The organism is Streptomyces xantholiticus (assembly GCF_014651015.1).
GTDB lineage: Bacteria > Actinomycetota > Actinomycetes > Streptomycetales > Streptomycetaceae > Streptomyces > Streptomyces xantholiticus.
In genome coordinates this window covers 36,410-62,304 of the sequence record NZ_BMWB01000030.1, presented here as the reverse complement: position 1 = coordinate 62,304, position 25,895 = coordinate 36,410, and the positions used below count along the sequence as shown (strand labels likewise).

General features: G+C 68.2%; 17 protein-coding genes and 3 pseudogenes. 10 read left to right on the top strand and 10 right to left on the bottom strand.

Annotated elements, in window-relative coordinates:
• Positions 1–871 precede the first annotated feature (871 nt).
• From IE198_RS30615 to IE198_RS30590, 6 genes and pseudogenes are all read left to right on the top strand, one after another.
• Positions 872–1,396 carry a PadR family transcriptional regulator gene (locus IE198_RS30615; protein WP_189892500.1) on the top strand — a complete coding sequence of 175 codons (525 nt, stop codon included), beginning with the start codon at positions 872–874 and terminating at the stop codon, positions 1,394–1,396.
• Complete coding sequence (locus IE198_RS30610) at positions 1,393–2,073, top strand: ABC transporter ATP-binding protein (RefSeq protein ID WP_189892498.1); 681 nt, start codon at positions 1,393–1,395, stop codon at positions 2,071–2,073. The genes IE198_RS30615 and IE198_RS30610 overlap by 4 nt, the downstream gene beginning before the upstream one ends.
• Positions 2,070–4,325 carry an FtsX-like permease family protein gene (locus IE198_RS30605; protein ID WP_189892495.1) on the top strand — a complete coding sequence of 752 codons (2,256 nt, stop codon included), beginning with the start codon at positions 2,070–2,072 and terminating at the stop codon, positions 4,323–4,325. Before IE198_RS30610 ends, IE198_RS30605 begins: the two co-directional genes overlap by 4 nt.
• Positions 4,326–4,426: 101 nt before the next feature.
• A pseudogene (locus IE198_RS30600) lies at positions 4,427–5,846 on the top strand (glycosyltransferase).
• Between the two features lie 158 nt (positions 5,847–6,004).
• Complete coding sequence (locus tag IE198_RS30595; RefSeq protein WP_189892493.1) at positions 6,005–7,858, top strand: DUF8823 domain-containing protein; 1,854 nt, start codon at positions 6,005–6,007, stop codon at positions 7,856–7,858.
• Positions 7,859–7,898: 40 nt separating this feature from the next.
• Positions 7,899–8,572 (top strand): annotated as a pseudogene (locus tag IE198_RS30590) (IS5 family transposase); the annotation flags it as partial.
• 4 nt (positions 8,573–8,576) lie between these two features.
• Here the strand turns inward: IE198_RS30590 and IE198_RS30585 are convergent.
• The 3 genes from IE198_RS30585 to IE198_RS30575 all read right to left on the bottom strand — a co-directional run bounded on the left by IE198_RS30585 (position 8,577) and on the right by IE198_RS30575 (position 12,175).
• Positions 8,577–9,041 (bottom strand): barstar family protein, encoded by a 465-nt coding sequence (locus tag IE198_RS30585; RefSeq protein ID WP_189892489.1) that lies wholly within the window; start codon positions 9,039–9,041, stop codon positions 8,577–8,579.
• A gap of 292 nt (positions 9,042–9,333) precedes the next feature.
• Positions 9,334–11,496: a WD40 repeat domain-containing protein gene (locus IE198_RS30580; protein WP_229834519.1), complete on the bottom strand. Its 2,163-nt coding sequence runs from the start codon at positions 11,494–11,496 to the stop codon at positions 9,334–9,336.
• Positions 11,497–11,809: 313 nt separating this feature from the next.
• On the bottom strand, positions 11,810–12,175 hold the full coding sequence (locus IE198_RS30575) for a hypothetical protein (protein ID WP_189892485.1): 366 nt from the start codon (positions 12,173–12,175) through the stop codon (positions 11,810–11,812).
• A gap of 406 nt (positions 12,176–12,581) precedes the next feature.
• On the opposite strand from IE198_RS30575, the pseudogene IE198_RS36965 reads away from it, so the two are divergent.
• Positions 12,582–12,914, top strand: a pseudogene (locus IE198_RS36965) (transposase); the annotation flags it as partial.
• 95 nt (positions 12,915–13,009) lie between these two features.
• On the opposite strand, the gene IE198_RS30570 reads toward IE198_RS36965, so the two are convergent.
• From IE198_RS30570 to IE198_RS30555, 4 genes are all read right to left on the bottom strand, one after another.
• Entirely contained in the window at positions 13,010–13,411 is a 402-nt protein-coding gene (locus tag IE198_RS30570) for a DUF4234 domain-containing protein (RefSeq protein ID WP_229834516.1), read from the bottom strand.
• A gap of 795 nt (positions 13,412–14,206) precedes the next feature.
• Positions 14,207–14,371 carry a hypothetical protein gene (locus tag IE198_RS30565; protein WP_189892483.1) on the bottom strand — a complete coding sequence of 55 codons (165 nt, stop codon included), beginning with the start codon at positions 14,369–14,371 and terminating at the stop codon, positions 14,207–14,209.
• Between the two features lie 417 nt (positions 14,372–14,788).
• On the bottom strand, positions 14,789–16,909 hold the full coding sequence (locus IE198_RS30560) for a SpoIIE family protein phosphatase (protein ID WP_308426880.1): 2,121 nt from the start codon (positions 16,907–16,909) through the stop codon (positions 14,789–14,791).
• 687 nt (positions 16,910–17,596) lie between these two features.
• The gene (locus IE198_RS30555) at positions 17,597–19,417 is read right to left on the bottom strand and encodes a SpoIIE family protein phosphatase (protein ID WP_189892481.1); all 1,821 of its coding nucleotides are present in this window, start codon (positions 19,415–19,417) and stop codon (positions 17,597–17,599) included.
• Between the two features lie 431 nt (positions 19,418–19,848).
• Here IE198_RS30555 and IE198_RS30550 point away from each other — a divergent pair, with 431 nt between their 5' ends.
• The 3 genes from IE198_RS30550 (at position 19,849) to IE198_RS30540 (ending at position 22,582) form a co-directional block, all read left to right on the top strand.
• Complete coding sequence (locus IE198_RS30550) at positions 19,849–20,865, top strand: terpene synthase family protein (RefSeq protein ID WP_189892479.1); 1,017 nt, start codon at positions 19,849–19,851, stop codon at positions 20,863–20,865.
• 492 nt (positions 20,866–21,357) lie between these two features.
• Positions 21,358–22,044, top strand: a complete 687-nt coding sequence (locus IE198_RS30545; RefSeq protein ID WP_229834512.1) for a CPBP family intramembrane glutamic endopeptidase — start codon at positions 21,358–21,360, stop codon at positions 22,042–22,044.
• A gap of 190 nt (positions 22,045–22,234) precedes the next feature.
• Positions 22,235–22,582, top strand: coding sequence for a hypothetical protein (locus IE198_RS30540; RefSeq protein WP_189892475.1), 348 nt, complete (start codon positions 22,235–22,237; stop codon positions 22,580–22,582).
• A 164-nt stretch (positions 22,583–22,746) separates the two neighbouring features.
• Here IE198_RS30540 and IE198_RS30535 read toward each other — a convergent pair whose 3' ends face one another.
• The 3 genes from IE198_RS30535 to IE198_RS30525 form a co-directional block, all read right to left on the bottom strand.
• Positions 22,747–23,010, bottom strand: a complete 264-nt coding sequence (locus IE198_RS30535) for a Thoeris anti-defense Tad2 family protein (protein ID WP_189892526.1) — start codon at positions 23,008–23,010, stop codon at positions 22,747–22,749.
• A gap of 573 nt (positions 23,011–23,583) precedes the next feature.
• Positions 23,584–24,522 (bottom strand): sigma-70 family RNA polymerase sigma factor, encoded by a 939-nt coding sequence (locus IE198_RS30530; RefSeq protein WP_189892473.1) that lies wholly within the window; start codon positions 24,520–24,522, stop codon positions 23,584–23,586.
• A 10-nt stretch (positions 24,523–24,532) separates the two neighbouring features.
• Entirely contained in the window at positions 24,533–25,723 is a 1,191-nt protein-coding gene (locus IE198_RS30525) for an NAD(P)/FAD-dependent oxidoreductase (protein WP_189892471.1), read from the bottom strand.
• Positions 25,724–25,895 lie beyond the last annotated feature (172 nt).

Here is a 25,895-nt window from a genome sequence, read left to right as displayed (position 1 = left end):
TGTCCACCACCGTTACCGCCCGGCGCGGCGACGCGATGCCTCGCGTCCAACCCACAGCGGCATCCGGCCTCACCCCGCAGTGGCTCGATCGCCCGGTGACGGCGGTGGAGTTCCCCCGAGGACGGTGCCATCGGCGATGTCGAACGCGGCGAACAGGCTGGTGATGCCGCCGGAGATTGTCGTGAGCACGACGCTCGTCAAACTCAGGCGCATCAGCGCAGAGACGGCCCGTCGCTCGGCCAACCGGCACGGTGGCCACGGCGCACTCTCCCCTGGCGCGCCCCACCTTCAGGAGTCCGTCGCAGCGCGACCGGTGAGAGGAGGGGCTGCCGGGGCCCATGCCGCTCCGACGGGATGGAGCGGAGCATCACCGGCTCGAAGCATGACTGCTCCTGTCACGAAGAACGGGGCGTACACGTGTGCCACGCGATTCGCTCATCCTCGCTAGCGGCTGCTCCCCCGACGCAGAGCACCGCGGCCCTCGACGGCTTGGGCGCGACCACCGCGCTGCACCACTCCTGGCTCGCGGCTCGTTGGTGCGGGTGCAGGCCCGGCAGGAGCACGGAGCCGCGGAAAGTTGAGTAGGCGATACTCACGACAGATCAGTCAGGCGTTGCCGAGGATGCGGGAAGTCGTTGCCGGCCGGCATACCAATCGCACACCCCTGCTCCACCCTCGCGGAACGGAGGCGTGTGCTGAGGTAGGCCCCCGGCCCCTTGGGGCACGCTGTCCTGAGACTGCAGGAGAGCGGCATCCTGCTACTCAGCCATCGATCGCCTTCCTGCACATATGGAGCTGCCCGTAGCAGGTGAGGCACACTACTCACCTCCTCTATACGCTCAATGTATACACCGTGTGTATAGTGCTCCGCATGACCATCAGCCACACTCTCCTTGGCTTTCTTGAGTCAGGTCCATGCCACGGCTATGACCTCAAGCACAGTTATGATCAACGCTTCGGGAATGACCGTCCGCTGCACTATGGGCAGGTCTATTCGACCCTGTCTCGACTGCTGAAGCGCGGCCTCGTCGAGGTCGAGGGCATGGAGCCCGGCGGGGGCCCCGAGCGCAAGCGCTACGCAATCACCGAGGCGGGCGTCACCGATGTCACGCAGTGGCTTGTCACGCCTGAAAAGCCCGACTCGTATTTGCAGTCCACTCTGTACACCAAGGTGGTCCTGGCGATCCTTACCGGCCGTGACGCCGCCAAGCTGCTGGATGCCCAGCGCGCCGAGCATCTGCGTCTCATGCGTGAGCTGACCCGTCGCAAGACCGGCGGCGACCTTGCCGACCAGCTCATCTGTGATCATGCCTTGTTCCACCTGGAGGCCGACCTGCGCTGGCTCGAACTCACTACCGCCCGCATTGACAGGCTCTCTGCGGAGGTGCGCTCATGAGTTCCGCCGTGTTGACCGCCGTCGGCCTGCGCAAGACCTACGGCACCACTCCGGCTCTCGCGGGCGCGGACTTTGGCATATCCGCCGGCGAGACCGTCGCTGTGATGGGCCCTTCCGGCTCCGGCAAGTCGACCCTGTTGCACTGCCTGGCAGGCATCGTGCTTCCTGATGCGGGCACGATCATGTACGGCGGCCGGAAACTGTCGGCGCTCTCCGATGCCGAGCGCAGCGCCCTGCGCCGCAGCGAGTTCGGCTTCGTCTTTCAGTTCGGCCAGCTGGTTCCCGAGCTCACTTGCATCGAGAACGTCGCGCTGCCACTGCGGCTGACAGGGCACAGCCGCCGCGCGGCTGAGCGTGCCGCAATGCCCTGGCTGGAGCGGCTTGAGGTCGCCGACCTCGCCAACAAGCGTCCCGGCGAGATCTCCGGTGGCCAGGGCCAGCGGGTCGCGGTCGCCCGCGCGCTGGCCACCGCGCCTCGCGTGGTCTTCGCCGACGAGCCGACCGGGGCGCTGGACTCCCTCAACGGCGAGCGTGTCATGGAGCTGCTGACCGACGCCGCCCGGGCGACCAAGGCTGCGGTCGTTCTGGTCACCCATGATCCGCGGGTCGCCGCTTATGCGGATCGTGAGATCGTCGTACGCGACGGTCACACGCGCAGCATGGGCGCGGCCGCGTGAACCGCGTCCGGGTCTGGGTCCGCGATCTGGCCATGGGCGTCCGCATTGCCGCGGGCGGTGGACGCCAGGGCTGGAGCCGCACGCTGCTGAGTGCGGCCGGCATGGGCCTCGGCGTCGCGCTGCTCCTGATCGCCGCCGCTGTGCCCTCGATGATTGACGGACACGCACAGCGCATCGCCGACCGCGCCGAGCCCTGGTCCAACACGCTCAAGCCGGGCGTACACACGATGGTCGTGGTCGACGCCAACGAGATTTACCGCGGCAGCGAAGTGTACGGCCGCCTCCTCGCCCCCGACGGCGATCGGCCACCGTTGCCACCCGGCCTCACCAGGGTGCCGGGCCCTGGCGAGGTGGTCGTCTCCCCCGCGCTCGCAAGGCTCCTCGCCTCGCCCGACGGCAAGCTACTGGGCCTGCGCTTCACCGACCGCACCATCACCGGGACCATCGGCGATGCGGGCCTGACCGGACCGAACGAGCTCGCCTACTACGAGGGCCGCGACTCCCTCGACCGATATGGCGACGCCATCCACCGCCTCGACCACTTCGGCATCCGGTCCCCGGCTACCGACATGGACCCGCTTCAACTGACCCTCCTCATCGTCGCCTTCATCATCCTGCTACTTCCTGTCGCCGTCTTCGTCGCCACTGCCGTCCGTTTCGGCGGCGAACAGCGCGACCGACGCCTCGCCGCTCTCCGGCTCATCGGCGCCGACACGCCGACGACTCGTCGCATCGCTGCAGGGGAATCGCTGCTCGGTGCCCTTTGCGGACTCGTCTGTGGAACCGGAGCATTCCTGCTCATCAGGCAGTTGGCGGGAGCCTTCACCCTCCAGGGCTTCAGCGTGTTCCCGTCCGAGATCGTCCCCCACCCCGTACTCGCCGCACTCGTCACCCTTGCCGTACCTGCCGCGGCCGTTGCTGTCACCGTCTTCGCGATGCGCCGCATTGCCGTCGAACCGCTCGACGTGGTCCGCGAGTCGGTCGGGCGCCGCCGACTACTCTGGTGGCGCCTGCTGGTCCCCGGCGCCGGTCTGCTCGCCCTCGCACCGATCGGCGGCACCAGCTACGCCCGGGTGTCCACCGGCGTCGTGCTGCTGCTCATCGGCATCGTCATCCTGCTGCCCTGGATCGTCCAGGTCGCCGTCCAGCCCCTGCGCCGCGGCCCCCTCAGCTGGCAGCTCGCCACCCGCCGACTGCAACTCAGCAGCGACACCGCAACTCGTGCCGTCAGCGGCGTCACGGTCGCGGTCGCCGGAGCCATCGCCCTGCAGATGTTCTTCACAGGAGTCCAGGTCCAATACATCGAGAAGACCGGCCATGGCGGTGCCGAGCTGCGCGCTGAAAGCCGACCCGCCGACTACCCCGCGGCCAAGTCCTTCATCTCCGCAATCCGTTCCACGCCGGGTGTACGCAACGCCGAAGCCGTCACCCGGGCGGAGCTGGAGGTGGACTTCTCGAACGCCTCCTACCCGTTCGTCATCGGCGACTGCCGCACTCTCCAACAGCACGCCCGGTTCTCCGGCCCCTGCTCAAACGGTGACGTCTTCGTCCCGCAAGAGCTTCGCGACCAGTTCAAGGCTGGTAGCCACCTCGCAGTACAGGCGCCCGGCAGGACCGTGAGGAAGCGGCTCCCGGTCACCACCCGCCTGATTGATGTCCCTGATTCTCACCCCGGCTACTACGCCGTCTATGCCACACCCACCGCCTTTGACCTGGACGGCGTGAACCTGCGCACGACCATCGAGATGCGCCTGGACCCCACCCGGCCGGACACCGCCGAGCGCGTGGCCACCGCCGCCCTGCGCCTGGATCCCCAAGCATCAGTCACCACCCTCAAGACCACCGAGGTCAGAGCGGACTTCGCTGACATCCAGCGCGGTCTCTACGTCGGCGCCATCGGCGTGCTGCTCGTCATCGGTGCCAGCCTTCTCGTCACCCTCTTCGAACAGCTCCGCCAGGCCAAACGGCCCCTTTCTGTACTCGCCGCCTTCGGCACCCGTCGCACCACGCTGGCCCTCTCCCTGCTCTGGCAGACGGCCATCCCCATGGTGCTGGGCCTCGCCCTGGCCACCGCCTGCGGCGTCACCCTCGGCTCGCTGCTCCTCAAGGCCGGCGACCAGCCCGTCCGTATAGACGTACCCGGACTGCTGGCCCTCACCAGCGCCGGCGCCGTCGTCACCCTCCTCGTCACAGCAATCAGCCTCCCCACGCTGTGGCGTCTGATGCGCCCGGAAGGCCTGCACACGGAATGAACTCGACACGCAATTCCGATCACGGTGAGCCCGTCGCGGAACTGCAGACCTCTCCACTCATCAGACCGTCTCAGGGCCCGCCACAGCGCGTGAAGCCTTCGATGCCGGTCGCCGTTGGCGAGGGCGGCAACCGCATCAGAATCCCAAAGATCGCTGAAGGCAACCCTCGTAGCGGCGCTGAGGAAAAGTGCCATCCGGAGCCGCGTGCTGCCCAGATCGCCGCACCCGGCTCGGTCACCATCGTCATACCTACCTTCAACGAGGCGGGAAACATCTCAGAGTTGCTGCACAGGCTCACCGAATGGGCGCCTTCCCGGCTGCCCTGCGAGGTCGTCTTCGTCGACGACTCCACCGATGAGACTCGACAGGTGATCCGCAGCGCTGCGAGGGACTGCCCCTTTCCAGTCGCTGTCATCCACCGTCACAAGCCGGTCGGCGGCCTCGGCGGCGCGGTCGTCGAGGGGATGAAGAGCGCGAGCTCCGACTGGATCGTCGTCATGGACGCCGACCTCCAGCATCCGCCCGCGCTCGTCCCGGAGCTCGTGGCCGCGGGGGAGCGGTCATCGGCGGATCTCGTCGTCGCCAGCCGCTACATCCGTGGCGGCAGCCGCGAAGGACTCGCGGGCGGCTGTCGCATCGCCGTGTCGCTCGGCGCGACCTGGCTGGCCAAGGCGCTGTTCCCGCGCCGGCTGCACGGCATGTCCGACCCGATGAGCGGCTTCTTCGCGATCCGACGCAGCGTCGTGACCGCTGATGCGCTCCGTCCGCTCGGCTACAAGATCCTGCTTGAGCTTGTGGTGCGCTGCCGCCCGGAGACGGTCACCGAGGTGCCGTTCGTCTTCCAGGACCGGCTCGCGGGCGAGTCGAAGTCGACGGTGAGGGAAGGGATGCGCTTCCTCGGGCATCTTATCGGGCTGCGTACGGCATCGCCGGTGGCCGGATGCTCGCGTTCAGCCTGATCGGCCTCACCGGCTTCCTACCGAACCTCGTCGGACTGCATCCACTGACCGGCGCCGGGATCACTGCCTCCTGGCCGAGCTCGTCGCCCACCAGTTCGACCTGGCCTGGAACTTCTTCCTCACCGAGCGGCTGCTCTTCCGGGACCGCCGATGCCACCGGCACTGGGCCGACCGGGCCGGCCGATGTGCGCCGCTCCCCAACGCCGACCTGCTGCTGCGCATACCGCTCGTCGCGCTGCTTGTGGGACGGAGGGACATGGCGGTGCTGCCCGCGACCCCGCCGGCGCTGCTGACCACATTCGTCCTGCGGTTCGCGGCGACGGAAGCGCTGGCGTATCCGCCGCGCAACGCAAGAAGCAAGATTCGCCCCCGCCGGGTTCGGCTGACCTCAGAGACGTACGACTCGGACGTCCACAACCGTCCGGCATGTCACCACCGAGATAGGGGCCACCTGCCCCACTCCTACCGACACCTCAGCAGAACCCCCAGCCAGCCCCCAAGGATCCCGCAACCAGGCAGTACTGCAGCTCAGACGCCAGTTCGCCGGTTCCGGCAGGGCTGATGTGCCCCAGGTGATCCATGTGCCGAGCAACGGCGGCTCGCGAGAGGTCCATGGGCACCGCAGAAGGATTCAAAGACCTCACCGGCTGGGCCGATTGCCTGTCAGCGCAGCTTCCCAGCCCCAATGGGCGGCAGTGCGCCGCCGCGAGGAGACGAGCCATGACGACAACCCAGCCCACTCATGTCGAGGGCAGCGAGCCCGCCGAAAAGCCCATATCCGTTCCCGAGCAGCGCCCTGCAGTTCCCGCGAGTCGGTTCCGGAGTGAGGGATCTCATGATGTCGGCCGGGTGAACCCGCTCGCCAGGATCCGTTCTGGCGGGCCCCGCGGCTTCCTCGGCGTCGTCCGGCCGAAAGTTCCATCACCTGTTCTCCTGGCCCTGGTGGTGGGCGCTGTACTGCATGCGCTGTGGCTAGCGCTGCTCGCCAACAGCGGAGGTGATCTGGCGGCGCAGGATGCCTGGGCGGGGTTCGCTGGGGAGCATCCGGACTCGGCTTACCACCTTGGGTGGTATGGCGGGCTTCACCCGGTTTCGTACAGTTTCCTCTCTCCCTATGTCATGGCATTGCTCGGTGTCCGTACGACGATGCTGGTTGCCGGCACCGTCTCGTGCGGCTTGCTGGCGCTGATCCTGGTGCGGAGCCCTGGAGTGAAGCGGCCTGTGCCGCCTGCGCTGGCGGGTGCGTTCGCGCTCGTTTGCAATGCCGTATCGGGCCGTGTCACGTTCGGACTCGGGCTGTGCTTCGCGCTGGCTGCTGTCGCTGTCATGTACTGCTGGCCGCGCACCCCCCGCCTGCGTACGCCTCGGGGCCGGGCAGCCCAGGGGGTGGCTGCGGCTGTACTGTCCGGGCTGGCGACCGCCAGCAGTCCGGTGGCCGGCCTCTTTCTCGGCATTGTTGCCGCCGCGCTGTTCGTTCGCGGGCGCCGGGCTGCGGCATGGGCGCTGGGGATCCCCGCGTGTGCCGTCGTGGGCGTCTCGGCGTGGCTGTTCCCCTTCTCGGGGACTCAGCCGATGCCGTTCGGCGCCGCCGTGATGCCGTTTCTCAGTGCTGTCGGCGCGGTGCTGCTGGTCCCGAGGCAGTGGCGGACGGTCCGGCTGGCCGCTGCCCTCTACGCGGTCGGGGTCGCTCTCACGACGGTTGTCTCCTCGCAGGTGGGCAGCAATGTCACCCGCTTCGCGCTCCTCTTCGCGGGGGTGGTGTTCGCCGCTGCGATTGGGTGGAGCGCTCCACGCTCGCGGCAGTGGCTCCTGCTCTGCATATCCCTTCTTGCGGTCACCGTGTGGCAGGTGACCAACACGGTCGGGGACCAGCTACGGACCACCCCGGCCGCATCCTGGAGCCAGGAGGAACTGGCGCCGCTGCTGGACCAGTTGCAACAGGTGCATGCCGAGCGCGGGCGGGTTGAGGTGGTCCCGTCCGCGAGTCACCGGGAATCCTCCGCCCTCGCCATGCGTATCCGTCTCGCCCGCGGCTGGAACCGGCAGGCCGATGCCGAGCGAAATCCGCTCTTCTATGACGGCACCCTTACTCCGGACAGCTATCGCTCCTGGCTCAAGCGCTGGGCGGTGCGCTATGTCGTGCTGCCCAAGGAAGGCAAGCCGGACCACGCGGCAGTCGAGGAAGCCAAGCTCGTAGAGCGGGGGCAGCCCTACCTCAAAGAGATCTGGGCCAACGCCAAGTGGAGCCTGTACGAGGTCCAAGACCCTGCCCTGCTTGTGGAGGCGCCCGCCACGATCAAGCACGCGACGGCTGCCGAACTGACCATAACCGTGCCGTCACCAGGAACCGTGCTGGTTCGCATCCCGTACTCACCTTGGCTTGCATTGGTCGACGAGGAGAACACCCGCGTGTCGCCAACGCCAACCAGCGGCTCCTCAACCCGTAACGGCTGCCTCACCAAAGCGCCGAAGGACCGGGCGGGTGATGAGTGGACTTACCTGCACGCCCCGGCGGCCGGTGAATACCGGATCGGGGCGCCGTATCAACTCCTGCGGGGAACACCGTGCTCGTAGCGAAGTCCCCGAGCATTAGCGGGGTGGTCGGTAGCGGCATCACCGTGAAGTGATCGACGCCATCGCCTGGAAGTTCCAGACCGGATCGCAGTGGATGCACCTGCCGGAGAACTACGGCGACTGGCGGGGCGTATACAACCGGGTTCGAATGTGGGCCGTCGACGGAAGGTGGGAGCGGGTGTGCGGGGCCACGAAAAGGGTAACGGGGCCCCGGCCGGCGAGCCCGGCGACCATGCCATCGGCCGCTCCCGCGGCGGGCTGACCACGAAGATTCATCTCGCCTCCGACGGCGACTGCCGACCGTTGGCCTTCGTGCTCACGGCCGGCCAGGCCGGTGAGGCACCCGCCTTCCCGGACGTGATGGCCCGTCTGCGTGTCCCACGCCGGCGCGGCAGACCTCGCACCAGGCCGGATGTGGTCCTAGGCGACAAGGGGTACTGCTCACGCGCCATTCGCGACCACCTGAGCAAGCGCGGCATCCGAGTGGTGATTCCCGTCCCGGCGGACCAGCGGGGCCACCGACTGCGTCGAGGCAGCCGCGGCGGTCGGCCACCCGCCTTCGACCGCGAGGCATACAAGCAGCGCGACACGGTCGAGCGGTGCATCAACCGTCTGAAGCAGTGGCGCGGCATCGCAACCCGCTATGAGAAGACCGCGACCATCTACCTGGCCGGACTCCACGTCGCGGACATCTTCCTCTGGTCCGCGAGATGAGGCCTTATGACGATGCCGTCTCTTCCAAGCAGGATTGCAGCCGTCCCTGCAGGGACGGGACGGCTGCGGCATCACAAGACATGACAACCACGAGCCTGCCGAGTTCGATGCCCTCGGGCCGCTGTGTGTAGGACCATGCCTGACCTGCCCGCAGCAGGGTGTTGAAGAGCAGCCGCTGTTCGAAGGGATCGCCCGACAGTGCCTCATCCGCGGCCTCGAGGATCAGTACGCAGTGGTCCGCAGACAGCCACTTCAGATCACGCAGACAGTCGGAGAGGGCATTCCAGTTCCACCCGAAGTAATCCGGCAGCCTCAGTCCGTCGTAGAACTCTTGGAACACAGCGTCCATGTCGCGCATCTCCCGGCCGTCGAGACGCGCTACGTACGTTCTGCCGGTCACGGGCAGCAGCAGATCGACAGGCAGAGCGCCTTGCTTCGCAACTACTTGCAACCAGGGCACGGTGTGCATCGCCAACCTTCCTCCCGTGATTCAGGCCGTCGACCACCGTCAGCCGGTCATGGCGGCGAGCTGCAAAGTCTAGATCCAAACCAAACGCCCCGACTCAACCTCGCCCACTATCTGCGCTGTCGGATCGTGAGCCGCCGCGCCGAGCAACTTCCCGGGCCCGCGCCGTGAGACGGCGCGCGGCGGAGGCGAGGCCGGTGACACCACTCGTGGCATCCCACGAGCTCATCAATGGGTTCGGTGAGGGGAACGATGGACGGCTTCGCGTGCCACTCGCCAGCACTCGACGGTCGCGTCATGGAACCAGTACCGCAAGATCCTGACCAAAGCCGACCAGCAGCCGACCGTCGGAGGTTGCTGCCACGGCTTCGACGGGCACGGGAAAAAGCAGTTCCTCGCCGATCGGTCTGCCGCCGGCAAGGTCCCAGATCCGCACGGTGGCGTCGCGACTGCCCGTGACGGCGACCGGTCGTCCGGCGACCACTGCCGTGGCGACGGCGGACACACAGTCACCGTGCCCAGTCAGAGGCCCCCCGACCGGCTCACGGGTCGTCAGGTCCCAGATGCGAACTGTCGCGTCGTCACTGCCCGTGACAGCAACCGGACGGCCGGAGACCACCGCCGTGGCGACGGCGGACACACAGTCACCGTGCCCAGTCAGAGGCCCCCCGACCGGCTCACGGGTCGTCAGGTCCCAGACACGAGCTGTCGCGTCGTCACTGCCCGTGACAGCAACCGGACGGCCGGAGACCACCGCCGTGGCGACAGCGGACACACAGTCAGAGTGCCCAGTCAGAGGCACTCCGACCGGCTCCCTCGTCGACAAATCCCATACCTGTAGCGTGGTGTCCCAACTTCCGGTGACGGCGACCGGTCGTTCCCGGACCACTGTTGTCGCCACTGCAGAAACACAGGCACTGTGTCCGGTCATCGGCTCACCGACCGGCTCACCGGTCGTCAGGTCCCAGATGAACATGCTCCCGTCACCGCTGCCGGCGACCAGGACCGAACGCCCGTCCACCACGGCAGTGGCCAGCGCCCAGACACCCGAACCGGTAAGGCCGCCGAAGGGTTCGCCGACCGGCTTCCCGCCGACCAGGTCCCATACCCGGACCGTCCCATCGCCGCTGCTTGCCGTGACGGCGACCGGACGGCCGTCGGCCACCCCGGTCGCCACCGCGTCCACCGTGGCGTTGTGGCCAGTGCGGGGTTCACCGAGCGGTTTGCCATAGACCAGGTCCCACACCCGTACCCGTCCCCTGCGACAGCAGGTGACTGCCACCGGGCGACCGCCCACCACGGTCGTGGCGACGCTTTCCAGCCCGACGTCGTCGTAGCCGTCGTCGGGTGAACCGATCCGTTCGCCGCTGGCCAGGTCCCACACCTCGAGCATGCCGCCCTGATCGGTGGAGACTGTCACAGCGACCGGATGACCTTGCAGAGTCGTGGTGGTCACGCCCGTGAGAAACCCGTTGAGTTGCCCGGGGTCCAGAAGCGGTTCGCCAACCGGCTCCCCGGTGGCCAGGTCCCACACCCGCAGGGAACGGGCGTTGGCGGTCACCGCGACCGCGCGGCCGTCGACTTTCGCCGTTGCACAGCCCACGAGTGCGAAAGCGCCTTCGGTATCCGTGTCGATGGGCCCACCTACCGGTTCGCCGGTGCGCAGATCCCACACCCGGACCACCTGGTCTGCGGATGCCACGACGACGGGGCGTCTGTCGAGTACCGCCGTGGCCCGCACTGACACGCTGCCGGCATGACCGGTCAGGACGAGCTCACGGTTCTGCCTGCCGGTCACCAGGTCCCATGCGCGGACCGTCGGGTCATCCCCACCGGTGAGAGCAACCTGCCGGCCGTCCAGCGTGATCGTCGTCCATCCGGAAACCCAGCGCTGTCCCAGGGGGAACTCGCCGACCAGGGCCTGAGCACTCAGGTCCCACATGCGCACGGCCGTGTTCTGCCGAACCCAAGTGAACGCGACCGGACGGCCCTCGACCACCGCGGTGCCCAACACCTTGTCCGCCGGCGGAGTGCACCGGACTTCTCCCACCTGTCCGCCGGTGACCAGGTCCCACACCCGCAGGGTGTTGGTCCAGCGGTTCTTGTAGTCGCCGAGTGTGACGGCAACGGGGCGGCCGTCGACCAGCGCCGTGGCTATCGAGGTGTTCCCGGGCCCGTTGACGAGCTCGTGCCGGAAGGGGCGCCCAGCCGTGGAGGCGGCCCAGGCCACCTGCCACCGCTCCGTCGGCTCGCCGTCCACCTCCACTGCGGAGATGCTATGGCACAGACGCCGGCTTCCCAGACGCGCGGCGTCCAGCGCGAGCACCTGCCGCCGCACCCCCGCAGTGACATCCCGGTGCCGCCCGGCCGACATCCGGTACACCGATGCCACCCAGCACGACTCCGGGACCACAACGCCCTCCAGCAGAGCCTCCACCCGCCCCGGATCGGCCCGCACCAGAAACCCCGGATCCGCCAGTGCCCCGTCGATCGATGCGCACTCCCCCAAATGCTGCGATCCGTCTCCGAAAGTGCTCCACGCGCGTGGGCAATCGGAATCAGGGCACTTCGGCGTAGGAAACATCCGCTCAGTCTGTAAGCAGAACTCCAGCCCGGGCAGAGCATCGATTACTCACCGATGCCGTGCTACTCCCGCAGGCGTCACAGCAGTGGTGCCCTCCAAACCCCGTCAGGGTCCGGTCGCGGGAGCACGAGTCCGGGACAGCTCGCCGCTCCGCTTCCTGCACCCCGTACAGATCATCGCCGTCAGCTCAGCACTCGCCGTATGTCTCGAACGTGAGGTATTCGCCGAACTCATCCTGATCCCAACAGGGGTTCGCCCATCGCCCACCATGCTCCAGCGAGCCTTCATACACGATTTCCAGGACACTTCCCTCGGCATGGCCGGACAGGGCGAGCCGGCGGTTCCTGCTGTACAGAAACAGCGAAACACTGGCGTGGGGCTTCCCGTCGATGGGCTCCATCCCGAGGATTCCCTCCCAGCTGAGCTGGAAAGCTCGGCCCTGCGGGGGTGAACTGCGGATGAGGCAGGAGAAAGCGTCGTCATCGACCAGGCACTCTTTGAGTGACTCCACGAGTATCACCGGCTCTTGCAGAAACTCGCTCAACTCTTCCACGAGCCTTGTGATCCATCGAGGCCGTGGATCGCTACCACTGGACATGCGCGACTGCCCCGATCCCCTGGTCGATTCTTGATGACTGGCCAATGCACCAGACGCCGCCGACCCACAGGTCTTGACAATAACTCCCCCGCTGCCCGGCCTGGGTCAAGGACGTCCGGACCAGGGCCCGCCGCCGGGACAGGGTGCGCGTGAGGACTTCGTGCTGGAAACCGTCTACTGGGACGCCGGCACCGGCGGCTCCTGCCCCGACTGCTCAAGGGCCGCACTCTCGAGGCCGTGTTCGTCACGCACCGGCGCCCGGGGGCGGGGGCGTCAGCCTCGCGACGTCTGCCCGGACACCGGGCCGGCACGGCCACCTGTGCGTCTTGTACCCCGCACAGGCGACGACCTGCACCCGCTGGCTTTCACCGCCACCATCAGCGAACTTCTGGCCCACCTACGGCGGTCACTGACCTGGGATCAGGGCAACGAGCCGGCAAGTCACCACCTCTTCTCCACCGCCACGAACACGCGGCCCACTTCTGTAATCCTGCCTGCCCATGGCAGTGCGGACCGGGCCGAACGAGAACACGAGCGGCCCGCTGCGCCAGTCCCCCCAGGCACCAGCGCGTCGCGTTACAGCCGCCAGGACCTGGACGCCGCCGCCGAACTCAACAGCCGCCCACGCAAGACGCCCGACGGGGAAACCCCAGCCGAGCGTCTGTCCAAACTGCTCACCGCCACACGGCGGTGATCACGCGTTGCGATACGACCACTGGAATTCGCCCACCGGACAGGGGCCCACGCTGCACCGGCTCCCGCTTCGCACGAAGCCACGGATCCCGGGCATCAGACAGCGAGAGGCACCTGTTGCCCCTCGGCCGGGTTCCGGTAGTGGGTCCAGATCTGGTTCAGCTCGTGCTGGTAGTAGAGCGCGTGCAGGCCGGCGATGATCATGAGGATCAGCCCGATCCAGGGATTGCAACTGGGCTGCATCCCGGCCGACTTCTGCATCTCGGCAATGCGCTGACCGGTGTTGTAGACCGACACGAAGGGAGGAACGATCACCAGCCAGCCGATGAGGATGGCCAGGACGGCATACGCCGGATTGACTTCGATCCGCGGATCGAAGTCACGGGCCTCGCGATTCACCTTGTAATACCAGACGAAGTGGTAGACGCCCAGCGTGATCAGCGGCCAGATCAGCCACACAAGAAGGATGTTCCTGGGTTTCCCTGCACGACCGGACACGATGCACCTCCTGATTCCAGTGCAGCACACTCACCGGGATCGTGCGCGCCGCACGGGCGGGACCCCAAACAAGCCCCCTGCCTGCGGGTTTCACCGCACGCAGGGGCCTCGCCCGTGTGCAGGAGCGGCCCGCAGGCAGCCTGCCGCACGTGCCCGGTTCCGCGGGCCGAACGAAAGCGCAAGCGTCGCGTCCATGAGCTACCCGGTGACCGAGTCGACGAAGTCGAGGAAGTACGCGGCCTTGCGCTCGTATCGGCGGTGCAGACGGCGGGCATCCGTTGAGTCACGACGGTGCGTTCCACGACCCTGCGATGCCGGCCCAGTCGGTTGGGAGGTTCGGTGCCGCGGCGGACGATGCGGGACGCGATCCGGGCGGCGCAGCCAGCCGCGCAGACGGCCGAAATCCTAGTACTGCACCGGTGCGTGACGGTGGGCAGTCGGATCGTTCTGCCGGGTATCGGGTGGGAGAGGTTGCGGGCGAATGCCCGGGCGTGGTCGGCGGGCTTGCTGAACTGCAGCCGCATGAGCGGTTCCTGTACCGATTCGGCAGGGTGGAGCCGCGTGAGTCGTCGTTGGCGTATGGCGAAGATCTCCTTCAGCGGCAGCAGGGCGCGCTTGACGGTGTTCCTGCCGTGGGTCCGCCCCGGCCAGGGCATGACCGCCGGGCCGCCCGGCCCAATGGCCGGACGGCCTCTCACCAAGATATTCATGGGCCTTCCAGGGCATATCCGTCGGCCCGCGCCCCGTGGGCCCGGGTGCCGACGACGCTGCGGCTTCACCTGGCCGAAGGACCTTTCAGGTGGGGTCCATTCCCCCGTCTCCGCCCTCCCCCGAGGGAACCGACTCGTCGGGATCCTCCGTCGAGGGCTCATCGGCATAGGTGGGGCGAGAGTGCTCGTCCGCGAAGTCGGGCTCCTCCTCCGGTTCGGGAATCACGTACCCGTTTCCCCGATCAGTCATGGCCCCGATTCCTTCCTGTGATGGACGGTGTACGCCTTCATCGTTGTCCTCCCAGTCCCAGGCCGCATGCCCATCAAGACATGGCAGGTCCGTCAGCGGGAGGTCCCGTCCACTTCCCGAAGGTCCACGTCGTAGCCAGGTCGTCCGGGCCCGACCAGCACGCGCCGGACCATTGGCCCGGTGCTGACTCCCACTCCGGTGAACAGGGCTTTGTGCACCCGCTCCCCTGGGCCGGCACTGTGCCGTCCCGTCCGGTGCAGCTGCAATCACGAGGGAGGCCCCCGCAGGCGGGACCGGCTGCCATCAATGGGCGGGCACGCGATGACACCGTTGCCGCAGTTCCTGCCCTGGCACCGGCAGCGCGGTGGCGCCGAGCGCGCCCGCAGCAAGAAGCAGAATGAGGCCCCCTGGGCGGACCTACGAGGTTGACGTGCGCTTCGGCGGTTCGGCCGGGTTGGCGGGAGCTTGACGGGACTCGGGCTGGGGCCTGACGAGAAGCAGCGCCACGTCGTCGTGGACCATGGGCGGCAGCAATCGGCGCAGGAGGTGGTCGCAGATTTCCTCCAGCGGGACGTGGGGGTGCCGAAGGGCTTGGGAGAGCTGTTGCATGCCCTGGTCGAGGTCTTTGTCGCGGGTCTCGATGAGTCCGTCGGTGTACATCACCAGCAGGCTGTGCGGGGGCAGTGAAACACGTTCGTCGGTGAAGCCCTGTCCGCCTGCCCCTAGCGACGTACCCGAGGGGCCTTCCAGGAACGCGACCGTTCCCTGGGCGTCGGCCACGGCCGGCGGTGGATGGCCGGCCCTGGCGATCAGACAGCTACTGGTGGCTGGATCGTGGACGGCGTAGACGCAGGTCGCCATCGCGTTCTCGCCCAGGTCGGCCACGGTGGCGTCCAGGGCGTAGAGCAGCTGGGCCGGTGCGATGTCGCTGCGAGCCAGCGTTCGCACAGCGGTGCGCAGCTGCCCCATGACGGCCGCGGCATGGATCCCGTGCCCCATCACGTCTCCTATGACGAGCCCTGTCCTGCCGCGCGGCAGCGCGATGACATCGAACCAGTCACCGCCGACCTCCTGATCGCTGGCGGGCAGGTAGCGCCCGGTGAGCTCCAGCCCCGTCACTGTCGGCAGCGAGGCGTTCATCAGGCTGCGCTGCAGGGTGAGCGCCGCATGTCGCTGGCTGGTGTACATGCGTGCGTTGTCGATGTTCAGTGCCGCGCGGGCCACCAGCTCGTCGATGAGCACGATGTCCTGGTCGTCGAACGGCTCCCGGTCACGGGTACGCGTCACCAGCACCGCCCCGAGCGGACTGCCCCGGGCGAGAAGGGGGACCATGCGCGCCGAGCCCACACGGGTGCGAAGGTAGTCACGCAGCTGCTCGCTGCCCGGATCGGTGACCAGGGGTTCGATATCGGTCAGGTAGAGGTTCAGGGGACGTCCCTCGTCGATCACTCGCTCGTACACCGAGCCAGGCGGGACCTGGTAGGTCTTGCCCACCGCCAGTTCCTCTGCCGGGGCGGCCGGATCGGTGTAGAGAACCGCCATACGACGCGCCACGCCGTGAGAGGACGCCGCGGCCTGATCGGGGGCGAGCACCCTGTCCAGCAGGTGCACGTCGGCCGAGTCGGCAAGCTGGGGCACCAGTACCTGCACCACTTCTTCGGCGGTCTTCCGCAGGTCCAGGGTCGTTCCGATGCGCGTGCCGGCCTCGGCCAGCAGGGCGAAGCGCCGGCCCGCCTGTTCGGCCCGGACGTGGGCCTGCTGCCCTTCGGTGATGTCGATCAGGGAAGCGATCAGCCCCAGCGGTTGACCGGGGCCCCCGAGTAGCGGGGCGTAGGAGCAGGACCAGGTCCGGTCGTGATCGGGGTCGGCCGGGGTGCGACCGGCGCGGCGGAAGTCCACCACCGCCTCCCCCCGATCCAGTACCTGCCGCATCACCGTTTCAAGCTCCGCGGCATTGACCCCAGGCGCCACTTCGCCCACCCGCTTGCCGATGTGCTCGGCCGCGGGGACGCCGTTCATCCGCACCAGGGCGTCGTTGACCCGCAGGTAACGCAAGTCAGGGCCGAGCATGGCCAGACCGATCGGGGACTGGGTGAACAGTCCCTCGAGTGCCGCCAGCGAGTCCCGCATGTGCACCACCGCGGAGGTCTCGGCGGCGATGGCCAGGAGACCGGTCCGACCCTGCGCGTCCGCGGCCGGGCAGATCCACATCTCCATCTCCACGATGTGCCCGTCACGGTGCCGCACCGGAAGGCACCCGAGCACGGCTTCGCCCAGCCTGACCTTCCGCGCCAGCTCGTCGGCCAGCTCCCTGTTCGCCTCGGGCACCAGGATCGGCGTCCCGTACCGTCCCAGCAGCTCCTCCGGCGCGTAGCCGAGCAGATCCTTGGCGGCGAGAGACCACTGCACGATGCGCCCCTGCGAATCCGCCCTCCACAGCGCGATCGGCAGCAGATCACGGAACACACCCGCGTACCCGACCGCCGGCTGAGGCGGCCGGTCCGGCACATCACTCGTCGACGCGCGCGTGTCCACCACAGTGACCCATCCCTGCCCGTGAGGGGCGCTCCGCTCGCCGACCGCTCGTCCGGCGCCAGGCCGCCGCCCACGACCATCGGTTCAGCCCCTCAGACGCAAGGTCCTCAGGCACAGGATCCCCGAACACAAACTGCTAACAACCAGGCTATCCGAGGCGCTGACGTGGACAAACGCAGCGGCGGCCCGCGCTTCGCGGCAACGGGCCGACCAATCGCTCCCCACCGCGACCGTATCCGCCCACTTTCTGCTCCCTGTCATCAGGAGGACCCGGCAGTCCCAGTCGATGAGGGGACTTTTGACCTTCTCCCAGGCCAGCGGGAAGATCACCTGGTCCACGAAGAGCAGCTGCCCTGGCCGGGCCCCTCGTAGCCGAGGGCGTTCCAGCCGAGGTCCAGCGCGACCGGAACGCTGCAGGTCTACATATCGACATTCTGCCCGTCACTGCTATTCATGAGGATCACGGTGGGGCGCCGGGTCTTCGACTCGTCCGCCCGTAAGAACCACACCGGCAGCGGGGTCCGCCGTACGGGACAGCCGCCTGCCGCACGCCGAGGGCGGCGCCGGATGAGCGGGTGATGTCCGTCTGAAACCCAAGGGGCGGCATCGTCGTACGAGGCCGTCGTCGGCACCGTGTCGGGGGCGCCGTAGAAGCGGTCCGACCGTCGGGCTCGGCGCAATTTTCCAGCTTCAGCGCTCGGCGGGCGCCTCTGTCTGCGTGGCCCTCCCTGTGGCAGATGGCTCGTCAGCGCGCTGGGGGCCGATGAGGCGGGCCAGCAGAAGAGCGATGTCGTCGCTGCGGCGCGGTGCCCGGTGGGCCCCGGCAAGGAGTTCGTCGGCCAGGACCTCGAGGTCGGCCGTCGCGGCTCCTGCCAGCCCTGTCAGAAATGCTTCGATGGCCACGCCGATGTCTCCGCCCGCGGTTTCCAGGAGCCCGTCGGTGGTGACTGCCAACACGCTGCCGGGGCGGATCGGGATCCGCTCGGTCGGGTACTGGGCCTGCGGGTCGACACCGAGCGGGAGGCCACCGGCGATGTCGAGGAGGCGCGGTGGCTCACCTGGAGCGATCAGGACAGGTGCCAGATGGCCCGCTGTGCAGGCCTCGAGCATCCCCTCGGCAGGGCGGATCAACAGATAGCAGCAGGTGGCGAGCATCGCCCGGTCCGGATCCGGGTTGAACTCGACCAGCAGGCGATTCGTCCGTGCCAGAACGGCCGCCGGACCGTGACCCTCGCTTGCATAGGCGTGAATGGCCGTGCGGAGCTTGCCCATCAGGGAGGCAGCATGCACGCTGTGGCCTTGGACGTCTCCGATCACCAGTGCCACCGCGCCGTCGGGAAGGCAGATGGCGTCGTACCAGTCACCGCCGATCCGCATGTCCGACGTGGCTGCCTGGTAGCGCGCGGCGATCGTCAAACCGGGCGCCGACAGAGGGCCGGGGGGCAGGATTCCGCGCTGCAGTTCCGTGGCCAGAGCGTGCTGCGACTCGTACATTCCCGCCCGCTCCAGGGACTGGGCGAGCAGTCCGGCAAGGGCAACCAGCAGCGCCCGCTCTTCGGGACCGAACTCCCGGGGCGAAGGAAACCCCATCAGGCAGACCCCGATCGGCCCCCGGGAATCCGCCATAGGAATCGCCGCCCACGCCCGGCAAGACCATTCCGCGGTCTGCTGCGCCGCCGACTGCGGGTACGCGGCGGCCAGGTCCGTGACGGAGGCGACGAACACCGGAGCATGGCGCACAAGGGCGTCCTGCAACAGAGAGCCCGTGCCGGTGTCCGCATCGCAGACAGCGGCCAGCTCCTCCTCGTCATAGCCGCAGGAGGCCACGATGGACAGTCCATCGCGCTGCGACGCCACCACGGCGAGCCCGCTCGCACCGAAGTCCTGCAGCCCCACCTGTGTGGCGGCCAGGATGTCCTTGACCGTCACGGCGGCCGCGAGCGCGGCGGTGAGCTGCTGCATCCGCAGATTGCGGGTCGCCCTTTCGCAGAGCCGTCGCTTCTCGGCTTCCTGACGCTCATGAGCGGCCGTGGTGTCCATCACCACCCCGACCATCCTTGTCGGTACTCCCGCCGCATCAGCGAGTACACGCCCGCGAGCTTCCAGCGAGCGCCAGCCGCCCTCACCCAAGGCGATGCGGTAGGCGATCTGGTAGTTGCCCCCGGCCTCCGCCATCGACTGCAGTGCACCTATGAATTCGGGCAGATCGGATTCCGGGATCCTCGACAGGAAGGTCTCGAGTTGAGCGGGGCTGTCCTCGGGCAGGCCGTGGAGGTGGTAGGTGGGCGGATCGCAGTCGATCTCCCCAGTGGCGACGTCCCAGCAGAAGAACCCAGCCTGGACCGGGCCGGCGCTCGGCTGGAACAGGGAGTTCGACGACTTGTGGTCCATGCCGGTGTCCTTGGCACCGTGCTCACCCGTCCGCCGGGCGGGGGAGGGCAGCGCGGAAGTGGTGCGCCCTGTGATGCTCTGGTCGGTGCTCGGCCAGGACTGGAATCCGACATCTGTCACCGATCACTCCCCGCTGTAGGCAACGACGTCTCCCTGAGAGTCATGTGACGAGATATCAGCGTAGAACCACGATGCCCGCCATGCGGAGACCCGATCAGCCAGGCACCTGAAAGGGTGATCCTGTCGCAGAAACTGGACCTGCTCGCCAAGAGGTGTCCCGAGTGCGGATGCTGTTCGCCGGGGTGCCGGGGCCGCGCCGGCGGCGCATCACCCGGTGTAAGGAGCGTCGACACGGTGACGAACGACTCCGGGAGTGAAGGGCGCGGGGCAGGTCGTGTGGGTGCTTCCCTACGCCGGGGTTGTGCTACCACTCTGGACGCGATCACCGGTTCGCGCTCTGATAATCGCACCGAGCGCCGGGTTGGGGTGATGATGCGCCCGAGCCACTGCCACCGTAACCCACATAAAGAAATCTGAACAAGGAGAGCGCTGTGCAAGAATTATCTTTCGACCTTCCCTTCCCCTCGCGGATCAGTCAGGACGTCAAATCGGCAGCGGCTCACCATATCACCTGGATTCAAAAGCACGGACTACTGGGCCAGGGATCCCTGGGCGAGTACTGCCGATGGGATGTACCGGGCGTTGCTGCCCGCTTCTGGCCACATGCGAGTGGAGCAGACCTGGCGTTAGGGACAGATGTTGCAGGTTGGTTCCTCCTGGTGGATGACCAGTTCGATGGACCGCTGGGAATGCAGCCCGGCAGAGTCGCACAGATCATCCAACAACTCATCGATGTCGTGCACTCACCTCGCGGAGCGGTGCCGAGGGGGAACCCCACTCCGGCGGCGAGCGGGCTGGCCTCGATATGGTCTCGCCAGGTCCGCGGCATGTCCGCCTCGTGGCAGCAGCGGTCGTCCCGGAACTGGAAAGACTTCCTCAACGCCTACACCAGCGAGACCATCAACCGCCACAGCGGTATCGTGCCCGACGTCGACACGTACCTCAGACTGCGCCACAAGACAGGGCTGGAAAATGTGTTGATCGACTGCGCCGAACGCATCGGTCATTACGAATTGCCTGAAGCCGTCTTTTCCATGCCGGAAATCCAGAAGATGCATAATGCGACGGTCCAGGTCGTCAACATCATTCAGGACGCGTTCTCCGTGTCCAAGGAGGAAGCCAGGGGCGACTTCCACAACCTGGTGCTCGTGCTCCAACATCACCGGCACTACTCGCGCCAGGAAGCCCTGGCGGAGACCCGATCGACAGTACGCCGCTACACCGACGAATTTCTGCACCTCAAATCGCAGCTCCCCGCACTTTTCGATGCCGCCGCCCTTCCCGTGCCCGACCGGGAAAGCGCCTATGTATTCATCGATGACCTCCAGGCGCAGATGAGAGCCTGTCACGACTGGTGCCGCACCTCCCACCGCTACTCCCGAGTGATCCGCGCGCGGCCTGACCAGCCCACCTACCTCGAGGAAATGCACATGGAAGGACTCGGATGACAGGCACCGTGACGCTACCGTCCCCTGCGTGGTGATCGCAGCCATCCAGGACCCCGCGTCCTCTCGCCCCTGCGCGAGCATCTGGCCGGGAGCCCCATTGCGGGTCATGAAGAAGTGCAGGCGTTCAAACGGCCTTCGGATGAGTCGCTGCGGGGCCCACGGTGCCGGAGGCCGAAGCCGGCATTGAGCGCGCCGATGGCCCGCTCGGGGCACAGCCGGTGCTCGCGGTCGGAGTCGAATGGGAGCTGCCCCGCGACCGCGGCCGCGGCCACCAGGCGGGCAACACGCAAGAACGGCTGGCAGCTCGCCGAAGGGGCAGGCCACCGCACTCCTGACAGCCTCCAGCAGCTGTTGCACAGCAGCGGTGGTCGCGTTGCGTGCCTGGCAGTCACTCGAATTCCTCACCGTCCGCGACCGATAGGCGGCGCGCCGTGGAACAGCGCATTGCGGGCCGCTCTCGCGAACGTCGGCAATCCTTGTGCGGCCATGTGGATGCTGCTCTTGGCCGTCGTGGTGCTCCCGGCCGCGAACACCCTCAACGGGCTGCTCGCGCCCGCTTGGTACGTGCCGGTCTGTGCAGTTGCGGCCGCGCTGCTTGTGTTGATCGCCCGCCGGTCCGGTCTCGCTTGGGACGACCTGGGGTTCGGCAGGGCCGCTGCCCGCCGCGGTCTGCGCTGGGGCCTGGTCCTCGTCGGAGCCGTTCTCTTGGTCTGTCTGGTGGGCCTGGCACTGCCGTTCAGCCGGGAGGCATTCCAGGACGAGCGGGCCGCGGGCCTGTCTCCCGAGGAACTGGTGTACCGCGTACTGGTCCGGGTACCGCTCGGCACGGTGCTGCTTGAGGAGATCGCATTCCGCGGCGTGCTGTGGGCCATGGTTCGGCGACGGTGGGGGCCTCTGTGGGCCACCGTCGTTTCCTCGGTGCTCTTCGGGCTCTGGCATGTACAGCCGTCACTCGGGCTCACGCGCGCGAACGCGGCGGCCCAAGCGGTCTTCGGAGCCGGCCAGGTCGGCGTCGCCCTGTCCGTGACAGCGGCGGTCGTCGGCACCGCCCTCGCCGGTGTGCTTCTCTGCGAACTCCGCCGCCGCTCCGGCAGCCTCATCCCACCCGTGGCGCTGCACTGCGCCCTCAACAGTGCGGGTTACGCACTCGCCTGGGCGGCGAGTCGCTGGTGGGGCTAAGGGCCCCAGGCCGGCGGCCCGGGGCTGCTTTGAACTTCGCCGATGGGCGCGCCATCCATCCATTCCGGGCTCTCGAGCCTGCCGGACGGACGAGGCGCACCTTTTCTGTACATTGCCTTGACATCTTCCACGCATCCGGTGACGATCCCGGAATCCCCCACCGCACGCACTGCATGAGGGGGCGCCCGCCATGGGCCCGCACATCCGCACCTGCGCCGTCATCCACAAGGCTGGGCGGTACACGACCCTCGTCTCTCTCAGCGGCTGGTGTGGCGGGGTGGTGCTGTGCCCCGTTGCCACCCGCACCATTCACGACGTGCTCGGCGACCTGCCCCGCGCCGACTGGCCAGGTGTCGAACTCACCGTGCACGTCCGGGTCGACGCCACCACAGCCGAGGACCTGGACTGTGTCGGCTGGGACATCGTCCGGTTGACGACTGCGGCTGTAGGGAAGGCCCGGCAGCCCCACGGTGACGGAGCCCGAATGTGGATGGGAAGCCAAGGGAGCACGGTGCCGTCCACCCAGAGGGCGGCCTGACCACGCAGCCTCATTGGACCGGCCGGAGGCAGCGTCCCTGTCGCAGACTGCGCAGGCCCTGTCGGTGCCTGGCGGTACCGACAACCGGTTGGGCGACCGGCAGCGTGGCCTACTCCCCCCTCACGGGCACCAGGCAGACGAGGGTGCGTGCGTACCGAGCACGGCTACTGCGGTGGATGGCCGGAAATTCCTATGTACCAGTCGTCAGCCTCGGTCATCCCGTCCATGCTCGGGAAGTACGGCTTGACGACGTCGTCAAAGTCCTTGAAGTACACCGTGGCGCACAGCGGATACTGCTCACCTGTTGGAGCCGTGATCGTTTGACGCGGCGCCACCCACGCGAACTTCCCTGCCTGTCTCCAGCGGGCCCGGGCGAAGGTCAAGCTCGAATCCGCAGTTCCTCGCTCCAGCACATCTGACCAGCTCATGTACGTCACGAGGTCAGCGTAGAGCGCTGTTCCGACCAAGAAGGAGGGGAGTTGACAACTCCCACCGCATTCCGCTAGCGCCGCACTTCTGCACGATTCGTCTGCCTGTCCGTGGTGCCCCTGCTGCCCCGAGCCCGCGAGCCACGGGACTGGCGCTGGGTGATGGCTGCGAGTTCCAAGGCTGTCTGCTGCGCCGCCTGGTGGGCGCGAACCTCATTGATGGCCTCGCGACAGCCCTGCGGCGGCTTCTTCCGAGGCTCTCGTTGAACTTCCCGCACGGCTTCAGCTGGAGCCCCGTCAGCGGCGGGAGGCGCTGACAATTCAGAGTTTGAGGAAGTACCCCCATTGGGATGCAACGACCAACCCGCGAACTCCCCCAGCCGAAGGCGACTTCGGTGCTGCCCGTTGCCGGCGCCGAACCCTCCGGGTAGCCACAGCAGCGAGCCGCGCGATCAAAAGCCGCCCGTGCTTCCCGATACCAACCGATTCGGGAGACCGTGCTGCTGTGCGGCGCGCGGTCGAAGGGATGCCGTCCTCGCTCCGAGTCAGGTCACTGGATACCGGTGGCTCTGGTCACCATGCGTGGATGACCGGCGCGTCGGGTTCGTGCTGCCCCCAGGCCTCGTTGAGGCGCGCGAGCCGGTCCGCGGCGGCGATGCCGCGCAGGGACGCCACCTTGCCGTCGCTGACTTCGAACGCCACGGCGCCCACGACCCGGTCCTCGATCACGGCGAGGACGGCCGGGGAGCCGTTGACCAGCGCGATGTGGAAGGCGGGGGAGCCGCCGGCCAGCCGCCGCTTCGCCGGCGTGGGCTTGAGGCCGGCCCGCACGTGGGAGGCGATGCGCTCGCGCGTCTTGTACCGCAGCAGCCGCCTGGCCAGTCCGGCGCCGTCCGAGACCGCGGTCGCGTCGGCGGTGAGCATCGCCACCAGCCGTTCGGTGCGCCCCGACGTGGCGGCGGCGAGGAACTCCTCGACGATGCGGCGCGCGGACGCGGGGTCCACCTCGTCGCCGCCGCGACGCTCGGCGGTGACCCGGCGTCGGGCCCGGTGGACATGCTGCTGGCTCGCGGACTCGGTGATGTCGAGGATCCCGGCGATCTCGGCGTGGGGGTACGAGAAGGCCTCGCGCAGGACGTAAGCGGCCCGCTCGACCGGCGAGAGGCGCTCCATGAGGGTCAGTACGGCCAAGGACACCGATTCGCGCTGCTCGAAGGTATCGGCAGGGCCGAGCATCGGGTCGCCCTCGAGGAGTGGCTCGGGCAGCCAGTCCCCGACGGCGCGCTCATGGCGCGCCTGCGCGGAGCGGAGCCGGTCGAGGCAGAGATTGGTGACGACCTTGGTCAGCCACGCCTCCGGCACCTCGATACGTTCCCGGTCCGCGGCCTGCCAGCGCAGGAACGCGTCCTGCACCGCGTCCTCGGCGTCGGCCGCCGAGCCGAGCAGACGGTACGCGAGCGAGGCCAGCCGGCCCCGGCTGGCCTCGAACCGATCGATGGCGACGCTGTCCATGCGGAACAGGCTATGCGGCGACCCGTACACCGGACCGGTCCGGTGCGGTGGCCAGCCGGCGCTTGCGTTTCGGCATGCCGAAGGTCGGGTGGGCGATGCCCCACCCGGCCCCCTTGAGCACGCCCGACTTGAGCCGCGCGGCGGTCCGGCCGCCCAGGTACCAGGACTTCGACCGGACGTCCCCGTCCACCATCTGGAAGATCGCGTCCCGCCGCCCGAGGCTGATGTGGTTGCCGTGGTACTTCAGCCCGGTGGTCGGGACCTCGCGGCCCGTCAGGCGGGCGATGATCGCGGCGGTCGCCTGCATGTTGGTGAAGCCGGCCGAGGCGCAGGACATCGGCAGCGGCCGGCCGTTCTCGCCGATCGCGTAGGCGCAGTCACCGGCGGCGTAGACGTCCGGGTGCGAGACCGAGCGCATGGTGCGGTCGACGACGATCTGGCCGGTCTCGGCGACCTCCAGGCCGCCGGCGGCAGCGATGGGGTGCACGGCGAACCCGGCCGACCACACGGTCACGTCGGACGGGATGGACGTACCGTCGGCGGCGATCGCACGTGTCGGCTCGACGGCTTCGATGCCGGTGTGCTCGTGGACGGTGATGCCGAGCCGGTCGAAGGCCTGGCGCAGGTGGCGGCGGGCCTTCGGGGAGAGCCAGGCGCCCAGCTCGCCGCGGGCGGCGAGCGCGACCGACAGGTCGGGCCGGGCCTCGGCGAACTCGGTGGCGGTCTCGATGCCGGTCAGCCCCTCACCGACGACCAGCACGGTGCCGCCCCCGTCCAGGCCGGCCAGGCGCTCGCGCAGCCGCAGCGCCGAGGACCGGCCGGCCACATCGAAGGCGTACTCGGCCACGCCGGGGACGCCATGGTGGGCGACAGAGCTGCCGAGCGCATAGAGAAGCGTGTCGTACGCGAGCTCGCCGTCGCCGTCCTCGCCGGTCACGGCGACGGTCCTGCGCTCGGGGCCGACGCCGGTGACGCGCGCCAGGCGCAGCCGCACCCCCGTACCGGCGAACACGTCGGCGAGCTTGCGGAACGCGACGTCCTGGCCGATCGCCAGCTGGTGGAGCCGCATCCGCTCGACGAAGTCGGGCTCGGCGTTGACGACGGTGATCTCGGTGTCGGCGGGGGAAAGGCGGCGGGCCAGGTTTCCGGCGGCGAAGGCCCCGGCGTATCCGGCGCCGAGTACGACGATGCGGTGCTTCATTGCGTTGCTCCTGTCTCGTTCGCGTGCCCCTTGAACGAGACGGCGCCCCGATTGCTGACAGCCGCCGGGTGTGACGCGGGTCACCGAACCAAGACGAGCGGCTGGGCCTACGACAGGCGCGGCCTGTCTTGGGCAGTCGAAACGGGGCGCTGGCCGACTGGGGATCTCTGCG

What these genes read in the sequence shown, in the direction of transcription:
- IE198_RS30615 (WP_189892500.1), top strand. Translation starts at nt 872, where the DNA reads ATGACCATCAGCCACACTCTCCTTGGCTTTCTTGAGTCAGGTCCATGC.
- IE198_RS30610 (WP_189892498.1), top strand. Translation starts at nt 1,393, where the DNA reads ATGAGTTCCGCCGTGTTGACCGCCGTCGGCCTGCGCAAGACCTACGGC.
- IE198_RS30595 (WP_189892493.1), top strand. Translation starts at nt 6,005, where the DNA reads ATGACGACAACCCAGCCCACTCATGTCGAGGGCAGCGAGCCCGCCGAA.
- IE198_RS30585 (WP_189892489.1), bottom strand. Translation starts at nt 9,041, where the DNA reads ATGCACACCGTGCCCTGGTTGCAAGTAGTTGCGAAGCAAGGCGCTCTG.
- IE198_RS30565 (WP_189892483.1), bottom strand. Translation starts at nt 14,371, where the DNA reads ATGACTGATCGGGGAAACGGGTACGTGATTCCCGAACCGGAGGAGGAG.
- IE198_RS30545 (WP_229834512.1), top strand. Translation starts at nt 21,358, where the DNA reads ATGCTGCTCTTGGCCGTCGTGGTGCTCCCGGCCGCGAACACCCTCAAC.
- IE198_RS30540 (WP_189892475.1), top strand. Translation starts at nt 22,235, where the DNA reads ATGGGCCCGCACATCCGCACCTGCGCCGTCATCCACAAGGCTGGGCGG.
- IE198_RS30535 (WP_189892526.1), bottom strand. Translation starts at nt 23,010, where the DNA reads ATGAGCTGGTCAGATGTGCTGGAGCGAGGAACTGCGGATTCGAGCTTG.
- IE198_RS30530 (WP_189892473.1), bottom strand. Translation starts at nt 24,522, where the DNA reads ATGGACAGCGTCGCCATCGATCGGTTCGAGGCCAGCCGGGGCCGGCTG.
- IE198_RS30525 (WP_189892471.1), bottom strand. Translation starts at nt 25,723, where the DNA reads ATGAAGCACCGCATCGTCGTACTCGGCGCCGGATACGCCGGGGCCTTC.